Annotated in this window: 22 protein-coding genes; 11 read left to right on the forward strand and 11 right to left on the reverse strand. The window is 62.3% G+C overall.

From position 1 onward, the window contains the following. Nucleotides 1-36 precede the first annotated feature (36 nt). The gene (locus tag Q0R02_RS01820) at nt 37-2163 is read right to left on the reverse strand and encodes a TonB-dependent siderophore receptor (protein ID WP_293880286.1); all 2127 of its coding nucleotides are present in this window, start codon (nt 2161-2163) and stop codon (nt 37-39) included. 169 nt (nt 2164-2332) lie between these two features. Between Q0R02_RS01820 and Q0R02_RS01825 the strand changes: the two genes are divergently transcribed. Continuing rightward, nucleotides 2333-2830, forward strand: a complete 498-nt coding sequence (locus tag Q0R02_RS01825) for a sterol desaturase family protein (RefSeq protein WP_293880288.1) — start codon at nt 2333-2335, stop codon at nt 2828-2830. Between the two features lie 129 nt (nt 2831-2959). Here the strand turns inward: Q0R02_RS01825 and Q0R02_RS01830 are convergent, their stop codons facing one another. Continuing rightward, the gene (locus tag Q0R02_RS01830; protein WP_293880290.1) at nt 2960-5713 is read right to left on the reverse strand and encodes a [protein-PII] uridylyltransferase; all 2754 of its coding nucleotides are present in this window, start codon (nt 5711-5713) and stop codon (nt 2960-2962) included. A gap of 86 nt (nt 5714-5799) precedes the next feature. Between Q0R02_RS01830 and Q0R02_RS01835 the strand changes: the two genes are divergently transcribed. The 6 genes from Q0R02_RS01835 (at nt 5800) to Q0R02_RS01860 (ending at nt 10533) form a co-directional block, all read left to right on the forward strand. Further along, complete coding sequence (locus Q0R02_RS01835) at nt 5800-6561, forward strand: class II aldolase/adducin family protein (RefSeq protein WP_293880291.1); 762 nt, start codon at nt 5800-5802, stop codon at nt 6559-6561. A 54-nt stretch (nt 6562-6615) separates the two neighbouring features. Next, the gene (locus Q0R02_RS01840; protein ID WP_293880335.1) at nt 6616-7161 is read left to right on the forward strand and encodes a (2Fe-2S)-binding protein; all 546 of its coding nucleotides are present in this window, start codon (nt 6616-6618) and stop codon (nt 7159-7161) included. 114 nt (nt 7162-7275) lie between these two features. After that, nucleotides 7276-8343 carry an RcnB family protein gene (locus Q0R02_RS01845; protein ID WP_293880292.1) on the forward strand — a complete coding sequence of 356 codons (1068 nt, stop codon included), beginning with the start codon at nt 7276-7278 and terminating at the stop codon, nt 8341-8343. 72 nt (nt 8344-8415) lie between these two features. Further along, nucleotides 8416-9066: a 2OG-Fe(II) oxygenase gene (locus tag Q0R02_RS01850; protein ID WP_293880293.1), complete on the forward strand. Its 651-nt coding sequence runs from the start codon at nt 8416-8418 to the stop codon at nt 9064-9066. A gap of 94 nt (nt 9067-9160) precedes the next feature. Further along, a complete protein-coding gene (locus Q0R02_RS01855) occupies nt 9161-9673 on the forward strand; it encodes an RcnB family protein (RefSeq protein WP_293880295.1) in 513 nt (170 codons plus the stop codon). A 158-nt stretch (nt 9674-9831) separates the two neighbouring features. Continuing rightward, the gene (locus Q0R02_RS01860) at nt 9832-10533 is read left to right on the forward strand and encodes a hypothetical protein (RefSeq protein ID WP_293880296.1); all 702 of its coding nucleotides are present in this window, start codon (nt 9832-9834) and stop codon (nt 10531-10533) included. Between the two features lie 140 nt (nt 10534-10673). Here Q0R02_RS01860 and mutS read toward each other — a convergent pair whose 3' ends face one another. Then, the gene (gene mutS / locus Q0R02_RS01865; RefSeq protein ID WP_293880336.1) at nt 10674-13229 is read right to left on the reverse strand and encodes a DNA mismatch repair protein MutS; all 2556 of its coding nucleotides are present in this window, start codon (nt 13227-13229) and stop codon (nt 10674-10676) included. A gap of 205 nt (nt 13230-13434) precedes the next feature. Between mutS and Q0R02_RS01870 the strand changes: the two genes are divergently transcribed. Then, on the forward strand, nt 13435-15699 hold the full coding sequence (locus Q0R02_RS01870) for an NADP-dependent malic enzyme (RefSeq protein WP_293880297.1): 2265 nt from the start codon (nt 13435-13437) through the stop codon (nt 15697-15699). On the opposite strand, the gene Q0R02_RS01875 is transcribed toward Q0R02_RS01870, so the two are convergent. The 8 genes from Q0R02_RS01875 to coxB all read right to left on the reverse strand — a co-directional run bounded on the left by Q0R02_RS01875 (nt 15700) and on the right by coxB (nt 22087). Beyond that, nucleotides 15700-16341, reverse strand: coding sequence for an SURF1 family protein (locus tag Q0R02_RS01875; protein ID WP_293880299.1), 642 nt, complete (start codon nt 16339-16341; stop codon nt 15700-15702). It abuts the gene before it with no gap. Further along, complete coding sequence (locus Q0R02_RS01880; RefSeq protein WP_293880301.1) at nt 16338-16610, reverse strand: DUF983 domain-containing protein; 273 nt, start codon at nt 16608-16610, stop codon at nt 16338-16340. Before Q0R02_RS01880 ends, Q0R02_RS01875 begins: the two co-directional genes overlap by 4 nt. A gap of 94 nt (nt 16611-16704) precedes the next feature. Further along, nucleotides 16705-17526 (reverse strand): cytochrome c oxidase subunit 3, encoded by an 822-nt coding sequence (locus Q0R02_RS01885; protein WP_293880303.1) that lies wholly within the window; start codon nt 17524-17526, stop codon nt 16705-16707. 45 nt (nt 17527-17571) lie between these two features. Continuing rightward, nucleotides 17572-18120 (reverse strand): cytochrome c oxidase assembly protein, encoded by a 549-nt coding sequence (locus Q0R02_RS01890; protein WP_293880337.1) that lies wholly within the window; start codon nt 18118-18120, stop codon nt 17572-17574. A 5-nt stretch (nt 18121-18125) separates the two neighbouring features. Further along, nucleotides 18126-18275: a hypothetical protein gene (locus tag Q0R02_RS01895; RefSeq protein WP_293880305.1), complete on the reverse strand. Its 150-nt coding sequence runs from the start codon at nt 18273-18275 to the stop codon at nt 18126-18128. Continuing rightward, nucleotides 18272-19198, reverse strand: coding sequence for a heme o synthase (locus Q0R02_RS01900; protein ID WP_293880307.1), 927 nt, complete (start codon nt 19196-19198; stop codon nt 18272-18274). The genes Q0R02_RS01895 and Q0R02_RS01900 overlap by 4 nt, the downstream gene beginning before the upstream one ends. Nucleotides 19199-19257: 59 nt before the next feature. Next, a complete protein-coding gene (gene ctaD, locus Q0R02_RS01905) occupies nt 19258-20928 on the reverse strand; it encodes a cytochrome c oxidase subunit I (protein ID WP_293880308.1) in 1671 nt (556 codons plus the stop codon). A gap of 4 nt (nt 20929-20932) precedes the next feature. Then, nucleotides 20933-22087 carry a cytochrome c oxidase subunit II gene (gene coxB / locus Q0R02_RS01910; RefSeq protein ID WP_367271408.1) on the reverse strand — a complete coding sequence of 385 codons (1155 nt, stop codon included), beginning with the start codon at nt 22085-22087 and terminating at the stop codon, nt 20933-20935. Between the two features lie 51 nt (nt 22088-22138). Between coxB and pyrE the strand changes: the two genes are divergently transcribed. From pyrE to acpS, 3 genes are read left to right on the forward strand one after another with little or no spacing between them, the layout of a single operon-like run. Then, on the forward strand, nt 22139-22714 hold the full coding sequence (gene pyrE / locus Q0R02_RS01915) for an orotate phosphoribosyltransferase (protein WP_293880309.1): 576 nt from the start codon (nt 22139-22141) through the stop codon (nt 22712-22714). After that, entirely contained in the window at nt 22711-23448 is a 738-nt protein-coding gene (locus tag Q0R02_RS01920; RefSeq protein WP_293880310.1) for a pyridoxine 5'-phosphate synthase, read from the forward strand. Before pyrE ends, Q0R02_RS01920 begins: the two co-directional genes overlap by 4 nt. A gap of 28 nt (nt 23449-23476) precedes the next feature. Then, nucleotides 23477-23878, forward strand: coding sequence for a holo-ACP synthase (acpS, locus tag Q0R02_RS01925; RefSeq protein WP_293880311.1), 402 nt, complete (start codon nt 23477-23479; stop codon nt 23876-23878). The last annotated feature ends 3 nt before the right edge of the window (nt 23879-23881 follow it).

Consider the following 23881-nt stretch of genomic DNA (forward strand, 5'->3'; position numbering starts at 1 on the left):
GCCCGGCTCCGGTGTAGGACAGTGGCAATCAACCTGTCAGTATTTATACCTGATCGTCCCAAGCACCGAGCGCGGTGGCCCAAAAAATCCCTGGTCGTAGTTCAGCGACCCAAGGTATTTCGCGTTCGTGACGTTCTTCAGGTTCGCACTGATCGTCAGATGATCGTCAATATCGTAGCTGGCGAGCAGATCGAGCAGCGCATAGCCCTTTTGCGTGATCCGGATCGGGGCATTGGTCGTGGTCGATCGCGTACCCGGCTCGGTATAGATTCGGCTTTGATACTGGGCCGATGCGCCGATCTTCAGCGCACCGAGCGAAGGCGGCGAATAGGTGAAATTCAGTCGCGCGAGATTACGCGGGACGAAAGTGCGTACCGGCTTGTCGTCGTTGCCGCGGACGCGCATCAGGGTGTAGCCGCCAGTCGCCTGCAAACCTGACACGATCTGCCCGCCGAATTCGAACTCGATACCCTGAGATGTCGCATCGACGCCACGGTAAGTGGTTTGCCCGATGGTCTGATCGAACCCGGCGGCCTCCGCCGTGTTTTTCTGCCTGGCCTGAAAGACGACCGCGCTGGCGTTCAGGCGGCCCGCATACCATTCGCCCTTGAACCCGGCCTCGATGTTGCTGCCCTCGATCGGCTTTAACAGGACGCGATTGACGTCGACCTGGATTTGCGGATTGAAGATCGCGGCATAGCCTGCATAGGCGCTGATGTTCGCGGTCAGGTCCAGCGTCACCCCGACGAAGGGCAGGAACCGCGTCCGGTCGTAGTTCGTCGGCGTGCCATAGGAATAGCCCGCGCTGGTGCTGTGCGTGACGTTACCGCCGAGCATCAGTTTTAACGGATCGGCCAGCGACAGACGCAGCAAGCCATACGCTGTCTCGCGCCGGGTGTGGGTATCGAGGCTCAAATCGTAGTTGGCGGGGAAATCGGGCTTGGGGAAACTGCCGTTAAACACCGTCGAGAGGGGCACCGGTACAAAGAGTGCCGACTGGTCGTAACTGGAATATTGCCGATACGTCTGACCGCTGCGCGTGATGCCGAACATCACGTCATGCGTACGTCCGAACAGCGCGACGGGGCCGCCGACATAGGCGTCGAGGGTCAGGTTGCGGGTCTGGCTGCGGAACGCGCCGGGATAGCTGAAAATACCATCGCCGGTGGCGCGATCGGGATTGCCGTACACATAGAAGAGTTCGTCATCCTCGCTGATCGCACGACGGGTTGCGCTTACCTTGGCGACCCAGCCGCCACCGAGCTGGTGGGTGATATCCCCGAAAATCTGACGATCGACGACGTTCCAGCCAGCCCATTTCGGTCCGGTGTTGGTCGAACGGCCGAAATCGATGCGACTGCCATTGGTATAATAGAGCGGCAGCGATCCCCATTGGGCACCGGTGCTCTGGTGATCCTGATGCCCGTAGCCCGCGCTGACGACGGTGTTCGATCCGAGATCGGCCTCGACGATGCCGTATCCGGTCCAACGCCTGAGATGATAGCGGTCAAGATAGCTGTCGGCATCGTAATAGGCACCGACCGCGCGGGCGCGCACGCGGCCATTCTTTGTGATCGGCACGCTGACGTCGCCGTCAAGGCGGACGCTGTCGAACGAACCATATTGCGCGCTGGCCGACGCCTGGAATGTCGTCGTTGGCCGCTTGCGAATGAAGTTGATGACAGCCGAAGGGTTACCCGTCGACGACAGCAGGCCCGGGGCACCGCGGACGATTTCGATACGATCGTAGATCGCGGTATCGATCGATCCGGTTTCGACCTCGAACGCGAACGGCAGTCCGATGCCATCGATCTGGAATGTCTGGATGTCGAACCCGCGTGCCGAATAATAAATCCGGTCGGTTTCCGCCATCTGGACGCTGACACCGGGGACCGTGGTCAGCAGGGCGTTGATGTCGGTGAGCTGGAAATCCTCGATCTGGGCACGGGTGACGACACTGACCGACTGGGGGGTTTCGCGTTGACTGAGCGCGATGCGGGTGGCGGTGCTCTGCGCCTTGACCGCATAATCTTCGCTGCCCTCTGTGCGTTGTCCGTTCACGATGATGATCGCGCTGTCCGCAGCGGCATCCTCCGCAGCCAAGGCGGGTGTCGCTGTAAAAACAGTTCCGAGCAGCAAAATCCTATTCAAGTGCGTGGTCATGATTACCCCTTTTCGAGGTCGACGCTAATCTAATTGATATTCGTTCGCAATAGCATGTTGCATCAGGTGGTCGATCGTTCTTGGCGATATTCGTCTGGACAGGTCCCAAGGCGGAAGAAAATCGTCTCGCCCTCTCCCCACTTCTCGACCGAACGCCTATGTTGTGTTCATGACCCTGACCGGCCCCCTGATCCTTGTTACCACCGTCATCGGGATGGAAGGGTTCGCCTATGTCGCGCACCGTTGGGTCATGCACGGTTTTGGCTGGGCGCTTCACAAGTCACACCATCGGGCGCGGCCGGGGACCTGGGAGCTGAACGACCTGTACGCAGTGATTTTTGCGGGACCGTCGATTGTCCTGCTGCTAGGCGGTGTGCAACTGGGCTGGGGTGAATGGGCGACATGGGTCGGTGCCGGAATTGCCGCCTATGGGGCGATCTATTTCGGGTTTCACGACATCATCGTCCACAAGCGCATCGACGCGCACTATGTGCCGCGGTCGACCTATATGAAGCGGATCGTCCAGGCCCACCGATTGCACCACGTCGTCGAGACCAAACACGGTACGGTCAGTTTCGGATTCCTGTGGGCACCACGGCCCGAAGATTTGAAGGCGGAATTGAAACGGCGCGGCAATGCGGGTGTGCGGGAGTCGGTCGGGCGTTAGGCGATCGCGTCATCCGGGCGCAGGCGGGGGCCTATATGGGTTTCCGAATGGGTGCATCCGATCCGACAGCCGTATAGGCCCCGGCCTGCGCCGGGGTGACGAGATAATAGTGATGGCTCCGACTGATTATCACGCCGCCGCGCTCTCCTCGGTGACGGTCCCCGCTGCAGCCTCCAGCAACCGCTTTTCCAGCGTTTTCAATCGCGCGGCGCTTTCGATCTTGTCGCCAATCAGGTCGGTTACATAAAACGTATCCACCGCGCGTTCGCCATAGGTCGCGATGTGCGCCGAACTGATCGTGACGTGTGACTGAAACAGCGCATAGGCGAGTGCATTGAGGAGCGCGGGCCGGTCGCGGGCGTGGACTTCGAGTACGGTGTAACGGTTCGACGCCTTGTTATCGATCAGCACGTTCGGCGCGATGGCGAAGGCGTCGGCGCGCGGGCGCGACAATGGGCGCGCGGCCAGCCGGTCATGCAGCCGGTTGCGATTGGCGAGCGCATCGGCGATCCCCAGTTCGAGCCGTTTCAGCCGGTCCCGGTCGTCGAATGGCCGCCCGAACGGATCCTGCACCAGGAAATTGTCGAGCGCCATGCCGTCGCGCGTGGTGTGGATACGCGCGTCGATGATGGATGCGCCGGTCAGATGGATTGCCCCTGCTAGCCGAAAGAACAGCCCGGGATGATCGGCGGCATAAACCGAAATCAGCGTTGCACCGCGCGCCGGGTAAACCTGCGCCGCGACATACAGCCCGCCGTCGCCCGCCTGCTCGATCACGCGCGCGTTGCTGGCGATGATGTCGTCGGGCTCGGCGATCCAATAGCTTTCGGGCAGACGCTTGATATAGGTGGCGAAACGCTGCTGGTCCCAACCGAGCGTCGCTGCCAGCGTCTGCTGCTTCATGCTGATCCGCTCGACCCGCCCGGTCTGCTTGTGGCCCAGCCGCAGCACTTCTTCGGTCGACTGGTACAGGTCGCCCAGTAATTGCCGCTTCCAGCCGTTCCACACGCCGGGCCCGACCGCACGAATATCGACGATCGTCAGCGCGAGCAGGAGGCGGAGGCGTTCGGGCGACTGGACCTGTTCGGCAAAGTCGATGATCGTCTTGAAATCCGACAGGTCGCGCTTGAACGCAGTCGCCGACATGATGAGGTGCTTGGCCACCAGCCACGCCACGGTCTCGGTCTCGGCAACCGTCATGCCCAGCCGCGGGCAAAGCTGCATCGCGACCTCGGCCCCCAGTAGCGAGTGATCGCCGCCGCGACCCTTGGCGATGTCGTGAAGCAGGACCGCCACATACAAGACCCGCCGCGAGACGATCTGCTGCATGATGGTGGTCGCGAGCGGATGGTCATCCTTCAGCGCGCCGTGTTCGATGCGCGAGAGCAGCCCGATGGCGCGGATCGAATGTTCGTCGACCGTATAATGATGATACATATCGAACTGCATCTGCGCGACGACGCGGCCGAAATCGGGCACGAAGCGGCCGAACACGGTGGCCTCGTTCATCCAACGCAAGACGGTCTCGGGATCGCGAGGCGAAGTCAGCACGTCCATGAACAGTGCATTTGCGCGAGGATCGTTGCGAATTCTGGCGTTGATCAACCGCGCGTCGCGATTGGCGATCCGCATCGCCTGCGGGTGAATTTCAAGGCCGTGCAGATCGGCCAGCGCAAAGATTTCGATGAGCCGCACCGGGTCGTCCTGGAACCAGTTTTCGGCTGGCAGGGCGAGCCGTCCGCGATCGAGGACGAAGCCCGCCAGTTTGCGCGGGGGCCGCATGAAACTTGCCAGGCCGAACCGGCGACCCTTGGGCGCAAAACTGTCGTCGAGATGCGCCAGGAAGACGCCGGTCAGGTCGCCCACGGTCTTGGCGGTCAGGAAATAGTGCTGCATGAACCGTTCGACCGCCGAGCGTCCGGGCCGGTCATTATAGTGCATCCGCCGCGCAATCTCGGGCTGGACGTCGAAGGTCAGCCGATCCTCGGCGCGTCCCGCCACGATGTGGAGATGGCAACGGACTGCAAGCAGGAAATTTTCTGCTTTTTGAAAGCGGCGCAATTCTTCGCGGGTGAGCAATCCCTTGTCGACCAGTTCCGCGACCGTGCCGACTCGGTGGACGTATTTGCCGATCCAGAACAGCGTGTGGAGGTCGCGCAGGCCGCCCTTGCCCTCCTTCACATTGGGTTCGACGACATAGCGGCTGTCGCCCATGCGTTTGTGCCGGGCGTCGCGTTCGGCCAGTTTTTCCGAGACGAAGACGCGGGCGTTGCCGGCCACGACTTCGGCATCGAACCGCGCCGATGCCTCATCATACAGCGACTGGTCGCCCCAGACATAGCGCGCCTCCAGCAGGGCGGTGCGGATCGTCAGGTCGCTTTTCGCCATGCGCATCATCTCGTCGAGCGAGCGGCTGGAGTGGCCGACCTTCAGGCCCAGGTCCCACAGCAGGTAGAGCATCGATTCGATGACCTGTTCGGTCCAGCCGGTCTGCTTCCACGGCGTCAGAAAGGCGATGTCGACGTCGGAAAACGGGGCCATCTCGGCGCGGCCATAGCCACCGACGGCGACCAGGGTCAGCCGTTCGGAGGAGGTCGGGTTGTTGGTCGGGTACAGGCGCAGCGTCGTGAAGTCATAGGCCAGCCGCAGGATCTGGTCGATCAGGAACGCCTGCGCCTGCGCCGCCTCCCGCCCGCGCTGGGGATGTTCGGCGATGCGGCGCGCAATCTCGACCCGGCCCCCCTCGAGCGCGGGCTTCAGCAACGCCGCCGCCTGGACGCGCAGCGCGGCGGTATCGCCCGTCAAACCGGCAAGCGCGTCGGCCAGCGCACGCCGGTCGATGATGGCACGACGACTGGGGATGGTGTCGAAACGGTCGGACATCGGCGCGCTTTACGCCAGGGAGGCGGTGGACGACAAATGCCAATTCATGGCATGATCGGCAAAACAACGGCTGAGGAGAGCTTGCGATGGCGACGGCGCTGAAAAACCGGGCGATGAGCGATGCCGAATGGGCGGCGCGACAGGAACTGGCCTCGTGTTACCGGGTGTTCGCAATGCTTGGCTGGGACGAGCTGATCTTCAACCATATCACCGTCAAGCTACCCGGGGACGGGGGCGAATTCCTGATCAATCCCTATGGCATGCACTTCAGCGAAGTGACCGCGACCAGCCTGGTAAAGATCGACATCGACGGCAACAAGCTGGACGCCGACAATCCGTGGCACGTCAACCGGGCGGGCTTTGTCCAGCACGCGCTGTTCCATCGCCACCTGCCCCACGCCCATGCGATCATACACACGCACACCACCGCGACCATGGCGGTGTGTGCGCTGGAGGGCGGATTGCAGCCGACCAATTTCTATGCCTGCAATTTCATGGGGCAGATCGGCTATCATGATTTCGAAGGCGTGACGGTGCGCGACGAGGAGGGGGTCAACCTGATGCGCAACCTCGGCGACAAGACGATCTTGATGCTCCGCAATCACGGGCCGGTGGTGATGGGGCGGACGTTGCCGGAGGCGTTCCTGAAATACTGGGCGCTGCAGCGCGCCTGCGAAATCCAGGTCGCGACGCTGGCGATGGGGCAGCCGGTCCACGTGTCCGACGCGGTGGTCGCGGTCCACCAGCGCGACCTGCACCAGACCGCAATACCCGGCGGTACGGGCGTGGCGGAACTGGCGGCGATGGTGCGGCGGGTGGACAAGATCGACCGGGGCTGGCGCGACTAGGCGATCACCAAACGATGCGTTCCCCCCTGCGCAGCGATGGTTTATAGCCACGTCATGACCGCGCTCACCGTCAATAACCAGCCGATCCGCTATGCGCTCGACCCCGCGACCCCCCTGTTGTGGGCGTTGCGCGACGCGTCGAACCTGACGGGCACGAAATATGGCTGCGGGACCGGCGATTGCGGGGCCTGCACCGTCGACGTCGACGGGCGTGCGGTGCGGTCGTGCCAGGTCAGTATCGCGCAGGTCGAAGGCAGTTTCATCACGACGATTGAGGCGCTGTCCCGCGACCGCAGTCATCCCGTGCAACAAGCCTGGGTGGCGGAGGGCGTCGTCCAGTGCGGTTATTGCCAGCCCGGCATGATCATGGCGGTGTCCGTGCTGCTGAAAAGCAATCCGCGCCCGAGCGATGCCGATATCGATGCGGCAATCACCAACCTGTGCCGATGCGGAACCTATAACCGCGTGCGCCGCGCGATCCATCGTGCCGCGGCCGCCATCCGTGGGGAAGGCACGATCGTTGCCGCCCCCCCTCCGGGCATCGAGCCCGCCGACGCCGCGCGTGCCGTTCCGGGACTGACACCAGTCACTGGGGGATAGATTCCTTTCGATATGCTGACAGGATGATTAAGGATCGGCTCACCCGCGACGGCGTTAAGTGAGCACAAGGATGAAGCGACGATCAGGTGCGCGCATCCGCCTGGAGCGACGAACATGCGTAAGCAGATCATCATAGCAGCATTGCTGGCAGCCGTGGCGATATCGCCCGCGCTGGCCCAAGAGGACCTTGCCCACCGGGAGGGACGCGGACAAGGCAACGGTGGCGGCAGTCACGGCAGCGGTTACCGGTGGGGCGGCGGCGATCGCAGTCAGCCGGCCCAGCAGGAGCGTCCCGCAGCACAACCACAGGCGCAGCAGCCGCAGCAGCAGCAGCAGCAACAGGCAGCCCCGCAGCGAGCCCCACAAGCTGAATTCCAGCGTCCACAGGGCGGACAGTTCCAGCCCGGCCAGCGACCGCAGGGTCAATACGGCGGTGGTCGTGCGCCGCGCGGCCAATATGAGGGCGGTCGCCCGCCACGGGGTCCAGATGACGGCGGTCGCCCGTCGCAGGGCCAGTGGAACAATGGTCGTCCTACGCAAGGACAAATGGTTGGCGGTCGCCCGCCGCGATCCCAGTGGAACAACGGCATCCCTGCACAAGGACAGGTTCAGCAGCAGCCGCAGCGGACCGATGGCGTTCGCACCTGGCAGGGCAACCGCAACGACCCCCGCTTGCAGGATCGTGACCGTAATCACGATAGTGTCCGGGACAGTGTTCGCGATGGCCGCGACAATGATCGCGGCCGGGACTGGCGCGGCAATAACAACCGCGGCAACGACTGGCGCGCCAACAATAACGGCGGTCGCGACTGGCGCAATCATAACGACGGTGGTCGCGACTGGCATGACAATGGGGGGCGCGGCCAATCGTGGAACCGCGACTGGCGGCGAGACCAGCGTTATAACTGGCAAAGCTATCGGTCGTTAAACCGCAGCTTCTATCGCCTGCCGCGTTACCAGTCGCCCTATGGCTATCGCTATGGGTACCAGCGCTTCGGCATCGGAGTCTATCTCAACAGCCTGTTGTTCAGCCAGGACTATTGGATCGACAACCCGTACGAGTATCGTTTGCCAGAGGCTTATCCGCCGTATCAATGGGTACGATATTATAACGACGCGCTGCTGGTCGACGAGGAATCCGGCTATGTCGTCGATACGATCTACGATGTCTTCGTCCAGTAAAGGCGTTCTCTCGCATCAACTTTCCGGTCCGGGGTCTTGGCGGTTCCGGGCCGGTTTGTTAGCGCACGTGGCATGGCCACAGACCGACTTGCCGACATCGGCCGCAACACCGCCGCGCGCCTGAATCGTAACCCTGCCGTCCAGATGGTCGCGGGACAGGGCATTGAGCTGTACGTCCACGAAAATTTCCTGACGCTGGAGGAATGTGGGGGCCTGGTCGCGATGATCGATGCTGACCGCAAGCCATCTGCACTGTTGTCGCAAACCGACGATGCCGAATTCCGGACCAGCGAAAGCTGCGACCTTGACCGCTGGAACCCGTTCGTCGAGATGATCGACCGCCGCATCTGCGCGCTGATGGGGATGAAACCCAAACAGGGAGAGACGATGCAAGGCCAGCGTTATGACGTCGGCCAGCAATTCAAGGCGCATCACGACTATTTCCACGTTGGCGAGGATTATTGGATCGACCAGAAAAAGCGCGGCGGGCAAAGGTCGTGGACAGCGATGATCTATCTCGACGAACCCGAAAGCGGTGGCGAAACCTGGTTCAGCGCCGCCGGGCTGCGCGTCAGCCCGCGCACCGGTATGCTGCTGGCGTGGAACAACACCGACCGCCAGGGCGCGGTGAACGCGCAGGCGCTGCACGAAAGCCTGCCGGTCATGGCGGGCCTGAAGAACGTCGTCACGAAATGGTTCCGCGAGCGATATTGGGTGACATGACACCTTTCATTTAGCTGTCAGCAGCGTTCGAAGTTCGTTCATAGCAACTTTCCTAATTCCGCGGTCGTCACGGAACGACAGAGGAGAGTTTTCCATGAAAAAGTTTATTGTTACTGCATTGATGGCCGCCACAATCCTGCCGTCAGCGGCGATGGCCCAGAACGGCGAATTGCGTCGCGATCGTCAGGATGTTCGCCAGGAACGGCGCGATGTCGAACAAGCGCGGGAGTCGGGTGACCCACGCGAAGTCCACCAGCAACGCCGCGAATTGCAAGGCGCGCGTCAGGAATTGCGCGACGACCGGCACGACGTTCGTCAGGATCGCCGCGAATGGCGTCGTGACGACTGGCGTTCGTATCGCAACACCAACCGCGATCTATATTCGCGGGGAAGCTGGAATTCGCCCAACCGCTATCGCGCTTTCAGCCCCGGGATCCGCATCACCTCGGGCTATTATGCGCCCCGTAATTACATCAACGATTACGGTCGGTATCGCCTGACCCGCCCCGCCTATAATCAGCGCTGGGTGCGGAACTATAACGACGTCCTGCTGGTCAATATCCGCACCGGCCGCGTCATCGAAGTGCTTCGCAATTTCTACCTGTAACAGACAGCGCAGGTAGAATGCTAAGAGAGCGGCCCCGGGGACTTCATGTCTCCGGGGCCGTTTTCGTGTCTTTCTGGGTCGCATAATCTGGCTATGCGGGAAGTGAGTAGAGCGATACCCTTGGCAAAACGACCGGAAGGGTTGTGGGGGATGACGACATGGCACGGTTCGGCTTGGCGCTTGTCGCGGCCCTGTCCCTTTCGGCGTGCAGCTTGGCATCGTCGCCGTCCGCGTCGGACTTCACAGAGCAAGCGGCTCAGGGACAGGATGGCAGGGTCCGCGTCGCAATCATTGGCAACAGCATCACGCTGCATGCTCCCAAGTCCGCGATTGGTTGGGCGCGGGCAAATGGTATGGCCGCGTCGGACCTGAAGCATGACTATGCGCATCTGCTGCTGCAAAAGATCGGGGCGTCGCCTGCCGAGTCCTACGTCCGCAATTTCTACCCGTTCGAGACTGACGCGCACGGGGCGGCGCTCAATATCGCTTCGATTGCGCCCATTATGGCAGGCAGGCCGGATGTGACAGTGGTCCAGCTTGGCGATAATATCAGTGTGCTGAACCCAGCGCAGCTTTATCGTTTCCGAGGCACGTTCGCGACCTTGCTGGATATGGTTAAGCAAAGCGGATCGTTCTATTGTCTGTCCACTTTCTGGCACCACGTCGCCACCGATTACGTCATCAAGTCTGAATGCGAGAAAGCAGGCGGGAAATACGTTTATATCGGTGACATTTACCCCGATCAGGTCGCGTCGGACACTGGTTCGCACTATGCCGACAAGGGTGTGGAAAAGCACCCGCATGATGTCGCCATGCAGCGGATTGCCTTTAGGCTGTGGAAGGCCGGGGCACGGATTTAGGCCGCGGCGGTTTACTATGGAAAGCTGGTGAGAGTTTTGGCACCGTATCTTTCGGACGCCCGTACAGGCCCCGGCCTGCGCCGAGGTGACTGAATTGGACGGTCCGTTCCCTCGCCCCTTCAGGGGAAAGGGCAAAAAGGTCAGCTTCCGTCGATCGCCTTTAGCCGGTAAAGCGCTTCGAGCGCCTCCCTGGGGTTGAGCGTATCGGGATGAATCTCTGAGAGCGTCTCGCGCAACGGGTCGGTCGGCGTTTCCTCCACCAGCGCTGCAAACAACGGCAGGTCGTCGAGCCCGGCGGCCAGTCCACCGGTCGCCGCACGCCCCGCCTCCAGCTTGGCCAGCACCGACTTCGCGCGCGACAGGACGGCGGCCGGCATGCCTGCCAGTCGCGCCACCGCGATGCCATAGCTGCGGTCGGCGGGACCGCTGGCGACTTCGTGGAGCAGCACCAGGTCGCCCTTGTATTCGCGCGCGCGAACATTGTGGAGCGACAGGCTTCCCAGCTTTTCGGCAAGCCGTGTCAATTCGTGATAATGCGTTGCGAACAGGCAGCGCGATCGGTTGACCTCATGCACCGCCTCTACCACCGCCCAAGCAATCGCCAGACCGTCGTAGGTCGATGTCCCGCGCCCGACCTCGTCTAGGATGACGAACGACCGGTCGGTGGCTTGCGCCAGAATCGCGGCCGTCTCGACCATCTCGACCATGAAAGTCGAACGGCCACGCGCCAGATTATCCGACGCGCCGACGCGACTGAACAGGCGGTCGACCAGCCCGAGGATGGCGGTCGTTGCGGGCACGAAGCATCCGGCCTGGGCCATCACGGCGATCAGTGCATTCTGCCGCAGGAAGGTCGATTTGCCGCCCATATTGGGACCGGTGACGAGCCACAGCCGATCGCTGGCCGACAGGGCGCAATCGTTGGCGACAAAGCGCCCACCCGATCTGGCAACTGCGGCTTCGACGACCGGATGCCGGCCGCCGGTGATTTCGAAACAGGGATGCGCAACCAGCGTCGGACGACACCAATTCAGTTCCACGGCACATTCGGCATTGGCGGCGGCCACGTCCAGCCGGGCGAGCGCATCGGCGGTGGCACTGATCGCCACGGCCGACGCCAGCGCGCGTGCGGTCAGCTCCTCGAAATGCGCAGCCTCGGCGGCAAGCGCATGGGCACCGGCCTGCGTGACTTTCAGGGCAATTTCATGTAATTCGGGCGCGTTGAACCGCACCACTCCGGCGAGCGTCTGGCGATGGGTAAAGCCCGAACCCACGACCATCAACGGATCGGCGGAGCGGGCAGGCACTTCGATGTGATAGCCCAGCACGCCGTTGTGCCTGATCCTCAGCGTGGCAATGCCGGTGGCGCGCCTGAACCGCGCCTCCAGCGTGGCAATTTCGCGCCGTCCCATGCCGCCTGCATCGCGCAGTTCGTCCAGCCCGGCGTCATAGCCGGGTGCGATGTAATTGCCTTGGGCAGCATCGATCGAGGGATTTTCGACGATCGCGCGCGTCAGTTCGTCGATCAGCGCACTATGTCCGGAAAGGCGCGGCAGCAGGTTGGCGAGCAGCGCCGGGGGCTGGTCGATCCGACACAGGCGTTCGCTCAACTCCCAGGCCTTTGCCAAGCCGTCGCGCAAATGGGCGAGGTCACGGGGACTGCCGCGCGCCGCCGACAGGCGGGCAAGGGGGCGCGCAAGGTCGGGCAGGCCGCGGAGTGTGGTCCGTAAACCCTCGCGCGCGCGCGCGTCGGCGGCCCAGTGCGAAACCAGATTCAGCCGGTCGTCGATGGCCGCGCGGTCCATCAACGGTGCGGACAGGTCGCTGCCGAGCAGCCGCGCCCCCGCCCCCGTCACCGTGCGGTCGATACAATCGAGCAAACTGCCCGCCCGGCCCGATGGTGTGGCTGTGAGTTCGAGGCTTTCGCGCGTGGCGGCGTCGATGGCGAGATGGTCGCCCGCCCCCCGCCGGACCGGGACAGCAAGGAACGGCAATGTCCCCTTTCCCGCATGATCGAGATAGGACAGCAGCCCGCCCGCTGCAGCCAGTTCGGCGCGCGAGAAATTGCCATAGCCGTCGAGCGTGGCGACACCGTGCAACTGTTTCAGCGCGGCTTCGCCTTTGGCACTGTCGAACGACGCGCGGGGGCGGGCGATGCCGACCAGCCCCGCGCCCTCCGGCACGACTATCTCGGCTGCCCCCAGCCGCGCCAGTTCGGCGTCCAGCGCATCCGGGCTCACTTCCGACAGTTCCATGCGACCGGTCGAGATGTCGGCCGCGGCAATGGCGAGAATGCCGCCGACCTGCGCCACCGCGACCAGCCAGTTCGAGGATTTGGCGTCCAGCAAACTGTCTTCGGTCAGCGTGCCCGCCGTGACGACGCGAACGATGGCGCGCGCGACCAGCGTCTTGCCGCCCCGCGCCTTTGCTGCCGCGGGAGATTCGACTTGTTCGGCGATAGCGACGCGGTGGCCGCCCCGGATCAGCCGCGCCAGATAGGCGTCGGCGGCATGGACGGGCACGCCGCACATCGGGATCTTGACGCCCTCATGTTCCCCGCGTGAGGTCAGCGCGATGTCCAGGCAGGCAGCGGCGGCGCGCGCATCGTCGAAAAACAGTTCGAAAAAGTCGCCCATCCGGTAAAACAGCAGGCAATCGGCTGCTTCGGCTTTCAGGCCCAGATATTGCGCCATCATCGGGGTGGGTTGTGATGCGGGTACGGTCGCCATTGTCCGCGCATCGATACACAGAGATTTCCGAACCGCGAAGGATGTTTCTTGGCAGCCCGTTCTCCGTGGTCGGGATGACCGGGCCCCAGCGAAACGGTTGGCTTGGCGGTCGCCCTCCCCTAGAGAGGGCGAAATCGTCGGTCGCATCCGAATCACATTATTGGGGGAAGATATGTCCGAGGAATCCAACGTCCAGTTTTCGGACCGCGAAGCCCTGTTGTTCCATTCGGAAGGGCGGCCCGGCAAAATCGAGATCGTCGCGACCAAGCCGATGGCAACGCAGCGCGACCTGTCGCTGGCTTATTCCCCGGGCGTCGCGGTTCCGGTGCGCGCCATCGCCGCCGACCCGGCAACGGCATACGACTATACCGCGAAGGGCAATCTGGTCGCCGTGATTTCCAACGGCACCGCAATCCTCGGCCTCGGCAACCTTGGCGCGCTGGCCTCCAAACCGGTCATGGAGGGCAAGGCGGTCCTGTTCAAACGCTTTGCCGACGTCGATTCGATCGACATCGAACTTGATACCGAGGATCCGGAAGCGTTCATCAATGCGGTCGCGCTGATGGAGCCGACCTTCGGCGGGATCAACCTTGAAGATATCAAGGCACCCGAATGCTTCATCATCGAGCAGGCGCTGAAGGAGCGGATGAAGATTCCGGTCATGCACGACGACCAGCATGGCACCGCGATCATCAGCGCGGCCGGGCTGATCAACGCCGTGTTCCTGACCGGTCGTGAACTGAAGGACGTCAAGGTCGTCGTCAACGGTGCAGGCGCGGCGGCCATTGCCTGCACCGCGCTGATGAAGGCGATGGGCGTGCGGCCCGACAACGTCATCATGTGCGACCGCAGCGGCGTTATCTACCAGGGTCGTGAAAAGTCCATGGACCAGTGGAAGTCGGCACATGCGGCAAAGACCGACTGCCGGACGCTGGAGGAAGCGCTTGACGGCGCGGACATTTTCCTGGGACTGTCGGCAGCGGGGGCGCTGACCCCGGCCTTCCTGAAGAAAATGGCCAAGAACCCGATCATCTTTGCGATGGCCAATCCCGACCCCGAAATAACGCCCCCCGATGCCAAGGCGGTGCGCCCCGACTGCATCATCGCGACCGGGCGTTCGGATTATCCGAACCAGGTCAATAACGTGCTGGGCTTTCCGTTCATCTTTCGCGGCGCGCTCGACGTGCGGGCGACTGCCATCAACGAGGAAATGAAGATCGCGGCGGCCTATGCCATCGCCGAACTGGCGCGCCAGCAGGTGCCCGAGGAAGTGGCGGCGGCCTATGGCGGGCGGACCTCCGCCTTTGGGCGCGACTATATCATCCCTGCCCCGTTCGATCCGCGTCTTATGGAAATCGTGTCGGCGGCGGTCGCGCAGGCGGCAATGGATTCCGGCGTCGCGACCCGGCCGATCCTCGACATGGATGAATATCGCCATTCGCTGCGCAGCCGATTGAACCCGACCACATCGGTCCTCGGCCTCGCCTATGAGGGTGCGCGCGCGCACCCCAAGCGGGTGGTGTTTGCCGAAGGCGAAGAAGAAGTTGTTCTCCGCGCGGCAATCGCCTTTCGTGACGGCGGCTATGGCATTCCCGTGCTGGTCGGGCGCGACGACGTCCATGAGCGCCTGAGTGCGCTGGGCGTCGACAAGCCCGAGACGTTCGAGGTTCATAACAGCCGCAACTCGCCACTCGTACCCGCGATGGTCGACAAGCTTTACGAGCGGTTGCAGCGGCGGGGCTATTTGCGGCGCGAGTGCGAGCGGCTGGTCAATCAGGATCGCAACATATTCGCCTCATTGTTATTGAAGATGGGTGAAGCCGATGCGCTGATCACCGGCGTCACGCGAACATATGCGCAGTCGATCCGCGACGTTCGCCGCGTGCTGGATCCAGCAGCGGGTCGCACACCCTTCGGTGTTCATGTCCTGGTTGGGCAAAGCCATACGGTGTTCATGGCGGATACGACGGTCAACGAACGGCCGACGTCGGAAGAACTCGCCGACATTGCAGAGGGCACAGCGGCGGTCGCGCGGGCGATGGGCCATGAACCCCGCGTCGCATTCTTGAGCTATTCGACGTTCGGCAATCCCCCGGGCAACTGGCTGGAACCATTGCGCGAGGCGGTCGCGATTCTGGAACGGCGCGGGGTCGGCTTCGAGTTCGAGGGGGAGATGTCACCCGACGTGGCGCTCAATCCCAAGGTGATGGCCAACTATCCGTTTAGCCGCCTGTCGGGTCCGGCGAACGTGTTGATCATGCCAGGGCTGCAATCGGCCAATATCAGCGCAAAACTGTTGAGGGAACTGGGCGGCGACGCGGTCATCGGGCCGATGCTGATCGGGATGGAAAAGCCCGTCCAGATCGCGACGATGTCGTCGACGGCGAGCGAACTTGTAACGCTGGCGGTGCTGGCAGCCGGCGGGATCGCCCGTTAGTCAGGGTGAGGGCGGCGTGACTGGAGGCGTCATCCTGCGCCGCAGGGCAATCCCATAAATCACCGCCGCAACGCCTGCGAACAGGAACCACTGCACCGCATAAGCAATGTGATTATTTGAAATTTCGTCGGTGCTGGGCGGCGCGCTGGCGGCAAGGCCGGGCGCGGGGCGGTCGGCGACCAACATCGGGCGCGGCGGGACGGGGTGGCCGAACAGCTTGCCGATCAGGCTGACATGTTGCGGCTCGGTCGTGATGATGCCGTCGACCAGGCCCCCCTGCCACGACGGTTTGAACTGCGGGTCCGCAGCGACCCCGGCATCGACCAGTGCGCCCGGCCCCTCCGCCCCGGTCGAACAGGCGGCAATATGGCGGTAACCGGCCTGTCCGGATGGGGTGACCCCACCCTCGGTGCTCCAGCCGACGACGCGCAGGCAATTGACTTGCGACTTGCGAAACATGGCATCGTCGGGCACGGGCGCCAGTCGCGGAAAGGCCATTGGTGGCAGGCTGCGGTTGGCCGCATAGCGCGCGATCAGCGCTTCCTTCCACGTCGCTCGATGAAGCTGCCAGACGCCGAGCCCGATCATCGCTGCGACACAAAGAGCAACCAAGACCGTCGCAACGATGGGAATACGTTTCATTTCTGAATGCGCCCCTCGCGCGCGGCGTTGCAATATTCGGCATACAGCAATGCCGCGTTAGCGACGCGAAGAAAGACCAGCACACCGAGCGTCGCAACCGGGAGCCAGATCGAAAGCTGCAGCCAGAGCGGCGGATCGTACAGGACTTGCATCGTCACCCCGCCGATCACAATCAGGCCGCCGACGATCATGGTCCCGAACACGGTCGCGCCGTCACCGACATTGAAGGTCGTCAGGTCAAGTCCGCAGGCGCGGCACGCAGGGGCCATCTTTAGCAGGCCGACATATAAGGTTCGGGCGCCGCAACGGGGACATAATCCCCGAAGCGCCGCCCGACTCATCGAAGGTGCGATGTCGGCGATCTTAACCGCCGTGAATCGGTGCCCCCCATCCGCCCCAGACATAGATGGCGACGAACAGGAACAGCCATACGACATCGACGAAATGCCAGTACCAGGCCGCAGCCTCGAACCCGAAATGCTGGCGTGGCGTGAAATCGCCATTGTAGGTGCGTTTCAGGCAGACGGCGAGGAAGATGGTCCCGACCAGCACGTGAAACCCGTGAAAGCCGGTTGCCATGAAGAATGCCGCGCCATAGTTCAGCCCCTTGAACGCGAAAGGGGCGTGGAAATATTCATAGGCCTGAATGCTGGAGAACAGCATGCCGAGCAGGATCGTTGCCCACAACCCCTTTTTCAGGCCGTTGCGGTCACCGTGGATCAATGCATGATGCGCCCATGTCACGGTCGTGCCCGAGCACAGCAGGATCAGCGTGTTGAGCAGCGGGAAGCCGAACGGATCGACGACTTCGACGCCCTTTGGCGGCCACTGGCCACCGACCGCCTCGATGGTCGAGGGGAACAGCGCAAAGTCGAACCACGCCCAGAACCAGCCGACGAAGAACATGACCTCGGACGCGATGAACAGGATCATGCCATAGCGCAGGTGGAGCGACACGACGGGGGTGTGGTCACCAGCCTTCGCTTCCCGAATGACGTCAGCCCACCAGCTGTAGAAGACATAGGCAACGCCCGCGACGCCCAGAAAGAACACCGGCCCGCCAAACGGTTGAGTGTGCATCCACATAATGCCGCCCGCAGCCATGATAAACGCGGAAAAAGCACCGATCAGCGGCCAGATGCTTGGCGGCAGGATATGATATTCGTGGTTCTTGGCACCAGCCATGACGTCTAAATCCCTGTTCGTCGGGGTGATCTTCGAATGCGGCGATTAACCCGCCTTCTTCGTCTCGTCCACCGGGTAGAATGTGTAACTAAGCGTAATTTCGGCGATATCATTCGTTTCCGGGTCTTTCAGGATCTTTGGATCGACGTAGAATATGACCGGCATGCGTACTGTTTCGCCGGGCTGCAACGTCTGCTGGGTAAAACAGAAGCACTGGATCTTCGTGAAATACAGACCGGCGCTGACCGGCGTGACGTTATAGGTCGCGGTCCCGGTGATCGCGCGCGTTGAGTTGTTGGTCGCGGTAAAAAAGGCCATGTTGCGCGCGCCGATGGTCACGGTCTGCAATGCGATTTCGGGTTTGAAGGCCCAGGGCAGATAGGGCGAATGGTTTGCATCGAACCGTATCTGGACAGTTTTGCCTTCCAACGCCCCCGGTGTCTCGCCGTTGGCCGAGCGCTGCGTCGTGCCGTTCAGACCGGTCGCCACGCAGAACAATCGGTAAAGTGGGACCGCGGCATAGCCCAGCCCCAGCATCGCCAGTCCGACAAAGGCCGCGAAAAACGCCGTGCGACGGCGCGGGTCGAGTGCCAATACGCTCAACTGCCGATCCGGGCGATCGTGATCAGGTAAAACAGGACGACGACACCGCCCAGGATCAGGCCCGTGACGATCGACCGTGACTTGCGCCGCCGGTCGAATTCAACGCGGTTGGCTTCGGGATCGGATGCGCCAACGGGGTCGGTCATACAAGTTTGTCCACCAATAACACGCCGAACAGCGCGAATAGATACAGGATCGAATATTTGAAAAGCTGGCGTTCGGGCTTCATCGCCGCATCGCTGCGCCGCCTTGCCACACGCAAAGCCATCGCCGCAAAAATCGCCGTCAGAACGATTGCTGACATACCATAGACCAAACCCGTCATGCCGAGCGCCCACGGGGCAACGGCGCACACCGCCATCGGCACGGTGTAGAGCACGATCTGGCGGCGCGTCGCGCGTTCGCCCGCGACGTTGGGCATCATCGGCACCCCCGCCGCGCCGTAATCAGCCTCCATGAACAGCGCCAGCGACCAAAAATGCGGCGGTGTCCAGAAGAAAACGAGCGCAAACATCAGGATGGGGAGCAGCGAGATTTGCCCGGTCGCAGCGGCCCATCCAATCAGCGGCGGAAAGGCACCCGCCGCACCACCGAGGACGATGTTTTGTGGCGTCCGGCGCTTCAGCCAGACGGTATAGATGATGACGTAGAACAGGATCGACCCGAGCAGGATGCCCGCTGCCAACCAGTTGAGCGCAAAGCCCATCGTCAGGACGGCGAAACCCGCCAACCCGACCCCGAAATGCAGTGCCGACTGCGCGTCCATGCGACCATCGGGCAGCGGACGCTTCATCGTCCGCTTCATCAGCGCGTCGATGTCGGCCTCGTACCACTGATTGAGCGCGCCCGAGGCGCCTGCCGCGAGCGCAATGCAAAGGATCGCGGTGAAACTCAGCACGGTCGGAAGTGTGACCGGTGCCATCAGCATGCCGATGATACCGGTATAGACGACCAGCACCATCACGCGCGGTTTGGTCAGCGCCAGAAAGTCATGCCATTCAGCCGGAAGCGCCGGAGACTGGCTCAGAGATTGGGCGGGGGTCGCGAGCTTGATCGAGATAGGGGTCATTGGGCTGCTTCAAAGCCCCCTTTCGTGCGAGGACGAAAGGGGGTCGAGGGTTAAGCGCGTTACCCGATCCGGGGCAGCGTTTCGAACTGGTGATACGGCGGCGGGCTTGGCAACGTCCATTCGAGCGTTGTCGCGCCTTCGCCCCACGGACTGTCGCCTGCTTTCTTGCCCGCGAACATCGACCAGAACAGGTTGATAAAGAACACCACCATCGACAGCGCCATGATCGCATAGCCAACCGAAGCGATGTAGTTCCAGTACGACAGCGCGTCGGTATAGTCCGGAATGCGGCGCTGCATGCCGTCCAGCCCAAGAAAATGCATCGGGAAGAACAGGATGTTCACGCCGATGAAGAAACCCCAGAAATGGATGTGGCCGAGTGGTTCATTGAGCATCTTTCCGCTCATTTTCGGGAACCAGTAATAGAAACCGGCGAAGAGCGAAAACACCGCGCCTAGTGACAACACATAATGAAAATGCGCGACCACATAGTAGGTGTTGTGCATGTAGGTATCGATCCCCGCGTTGGCGAGAACGACGCCGGTCACGCCGCCGACGGTGAACATGAAGATGAAGCCCAGCGACCACATCATCGGCACCTTGAAGCTGATCGAACCGCCCCACATCGTCGCGATCCACGAAAAGATTTTAATGCCGGTCGGAACCGCAATGACCATCGTCGCCGCCGTGAAATAGAGCTTCACATTGCCCGACAGGCCGCTGGTGAACATATGGTGTGCCCAAACGATAAATCCGACCGCGCCGATCGCGACCATCGCATAGACCATGCCGAGATAGCCGAAGATGGGCTTTTTCGAAAAGGTCGAGATGATCTGGCTCACCATGCCGAAGCCGGGCAGGATCATGATGTAGACCTCGGGATGGCCGAAAAACCAGAACAAATGCTGGTACAGCAACGGATCACCGCCACCGGCCGGATCGAAGAAGGTCGTGCCGAAGTTACGGTCAGTCAGCAGCATCGTGATCGCCGCTGCCAGCACGGGAAGTGCGAGCAAAAGCAGGAATGCGGTGACGAGAATCGACCAGACGAACAGCGGCATCTTGTGCAGGGTCATGCCCGGCGCACGCATGTTGAAGATCGTCGTGATGAAGTTGATGGCACCGAGGATCGACGACGCACCTGCCAGATGCATCGACAGGATCGCCATGTCCATCGCAGGCCCTGCCGAACCCGTGGTCGACAAGGGCGGATACAGGATCCAGCCGACGCCAGCGCCCATTCCCGTACCCCCCGACACGAAGGTCGAGCCGAGCAGCAGCATGAACGACGGCACCAGCAGCCAGAACGAAACATTATTCATGCGCGGGAACGCCATGTCGGGGGCGCCGATCATGATCGGCACGAACCAGTTGCCGAAACCGCCGATCATCGCGGGCATGACCATAAAGAAGATCATGATCAGGCCATGGGCAGTTATCAGAACGTTCCACAGGTGATAGGCCTCGTCGAGGCTCTTGCCGGTGCCGACCCAGCCCGTCAAATACTGGATACCGGGGTGCGCAAGTTCGAGCCGCATCATGCCCGAGATCGTGCCGCCGATGATCCCAGCGAAAATCGCGAAGATCAGGTACAGCGTGCCGATGTCCTTGTGGTTGGTCGACATGAACCAACGGGCAAAAAAGGCCGGCTTGTGATCGGCATCGTGGTGATGGTCGTCCGCATGCGCCTGAAAAGCGTGGGCATTCGGAGTGAGGGCGATATCAGTCATTGGCTTAACCCTTGGTCACGGGTGCGGCGGCAGGCGCCGGAATTGGAGTTGCAGCAGCGGTCGCCGGTGCAGTGACGGGAGCGGCAGGCTTGGCACCCTTTGGCGTACCACCGCGCGCCGCGACCCATTGCGCGAAATCAGCAGGGCTGACCGCCTGGACCGCGATTGGCATAAAGCCGTGTCGCGCGCCGCAGATGTTGTTGCACTGGCCATAATAGACGCCGGGTCGCTCGACGGTAAACGAGGCTTCATTCACGCGGCCCGGGACCGCATCCATCTGTGTCCAGAACGCGGGGACATACCAGGCGTGGATCACGTCGTTCGAAGTAACCAGCAGGCGGATCGGCGTACCGACCGGCACGACGACGCGGTTGTCGACGGCCAGCAGGCGGGGTTCGCCATTGGCCTTCGCCTGCGCGTCGGGCAGCATGTTCGAGACCAGTTCGAAACCGCCGTTGTCGGGATATTCGTAAGTCCAATACCACTGATTGCCGATTGCCTTGATCGTCAGCGCATCCTTGCCGACAGGTTTATACTGGGCCGCAAGCAGGCTGATCGACGGAAAGACGATGATCAACAGAATCAACACCGGAACCACCGTCCAGATCACCTCGATCAGGGTGTTGTGCGACACCTTCGAAGGGATCGGATTTGCCTTCTGGCGGTAGCGATACGACGCCCAGAACAGCAGCACGAGGACAAACAGGCTGATGACCGTAATGATCGGAATCAGCAGCGCATTGTGCATCCAGACGGCGCGCTTGCCGATCGGCGTCACTTGCTGCTGAATTTCATAACCCATCGGAACAGGCTGTCCGATCGTGGCATCAGGAGCGGTGCGCGCGATGTCGGGTGCCTTGGCAACCGGGGCCGCCGCTGGCGCGGCCGACGCAGACGTCGCCGATTCGGGCGTAGCGACAGGCACCGAAGCCGGTGGCGCGATGACCGGAGATTGCGCGATTGCCGCAGGGGCCAATGCGAGGCCAAGGGCGAAAATTACTGTCTTGATGGCATTCATCGCAGCTGCGAAATCCCTGAACTGTGAGGCGATGCTGCGGAATAGCGCGGCCCCGATGCGCTGCGCTATACGCCCGGTTTCCGCCAGTCTCAAGAGAGAGATACCGCGTTTTTCGCGAACCAGCGACAGCGGCGTTGTCACGCTCGACCGGCAGACGTATCAGCGACATCGACATCAGAGGACCCCACTGCCGTGACCGACGACGAAATACTCGACGAATTCCGCGCCGCCGAAGCGTTGCTGGAGGGGCATTTCATCCTGTCGTCGGGGCTGCACAGCGGGCGTTACCTGCAATGTGCGCGCGTGCTGGCCGATCCCAGGCGTGGCGCGCGAATGGCCGAGGCGCTGGTTGCTAAACTACCCCATGACCTGAAGATCGATATCGTCGTGTCGCCCGCCATGGGGGGCATCATTGCCGGGCATGAGATGGCGCGCGCGCTAGGTGTCGAGGCGCTGTTCCTGGAACGGCCGGAGGGCGTGTTCGAATTGCGGCGTGGGTTCCGGCTAAAGTCCGGCCAGCGCGTGCTGATGATGGAAGATGTCGTCACCACCGGCCTATCCTCACGCGAAGCGATTGCCGCCATCGGTCGTGCTGGTGGGGTCGTGGTTGCCGCAGCGGCGCTGGTCGACCGGTCGGACGGGACCGCCGACCTTGGCGTGCCATTCTTTCCGCTGATCCGGCTGTCGGTACCGACCTACCCCACCGACGCCCTGCCGCCCGAACTCGCCGCCGTTCCAGCCGTAAAGCCGGGGAGCAGGGCGGCATGACGCGCGTGGCCATGAAACTCCGGCTGGGTGTCAACATCGATCATGTCGCGACCATTCGTAACGCGCGCGGGGGGGATCATCCCGACCCCGTCCTGGCGGCGCGCATCGCGGCGGAGGCGGGGGCCGACGGCATCACCGCACACCTGCGCGAGGACCGGCGGCACATCCGCGACGAGGATATTGCGCGGTTGATGGGCGAAATTGACCTGCCGCTCAACCTGGAAATGGCGGCGACCGACGAGATGCTGGCCATCGCACTGAAGCACCGTCCCCATGCCGCGTGCATCGTGCCCGAACGACGCGAGGAGCGCACGACCGAAGGCGGGCTGGACGCGGCGGGACAGGATAACCACCTGTTGCCTTTTATCGACCGGTTGCTGTCTGCCAACATCCGGGTCAGCCTGTTCATCGAACCTGATCCACGCCAGATCGAGGCGGCAATTCGCCTGAAGGCCCCCGTCGTCGAATTCCACACCGGTCGTTACGCCCATTTGACCGAACAATCGCGCGCGCCAGAACTGGGGCGCATTGCCGATGCCACGGCGCTGGCGGTCAAGAACGGCATCGAGCCGCACGCGGGACATGGCCTGACCTTCGACAATGTTGCGCCGATCGCGGCGATCCCGCAGCTCGCCGAGCTGAATATCGGTCATTTCCTGATCGGTGAGGCGATCTTTGGCGGGCTGGCGGGCAGTGTTGCCCACATGCGCGCGCTCATGGACGCTGCGCGATGACGGGCCGAGTAATAATGAGCGCCAGGCGATGATCATCGGCCTCGGTTCTGATCTGTGCAATATTGAACGCATCCAGGCGTCGCTCGACCGGTTCGGGGCGCGGTTTGAAAACCGGGTGTTCACCGTTGTCGAGCGTAGCAAGGCCGAGCGTCGGCCGTTCACCCGCGCAGGGACCTATGCCAAGCGGTTCGCTGCCAAAGAGGCATTTTCAAAGGCGGTCGGAACCGGCTTCAAGCGCGGCGTGTTCATGAAGGACATCGGCGTCGTCAATGCGCCTTCGGGTGCGCCGACGTTGGCGCTGACCGGCGGGGCAAAGGAGCGCCTCGACGCCCTGATTCCTGCAGGGTATGTAGGCCATATTCACGTGACGCTGACCGATGATCACCCATGGGCACAGGCCTTTGTCATCATCGAGGCGTTGCCAGTATGAAGT

This window comes from Sphingomonas sp., assembly GCF_025353885.1.
In the GTDB taxonomy this organism is placed as follows: Bacteria; Pseudomonadota; Alphaproteobacteria; order Sphingomonadales; family Sphingomonadaceae; genus Sphingomonas_O.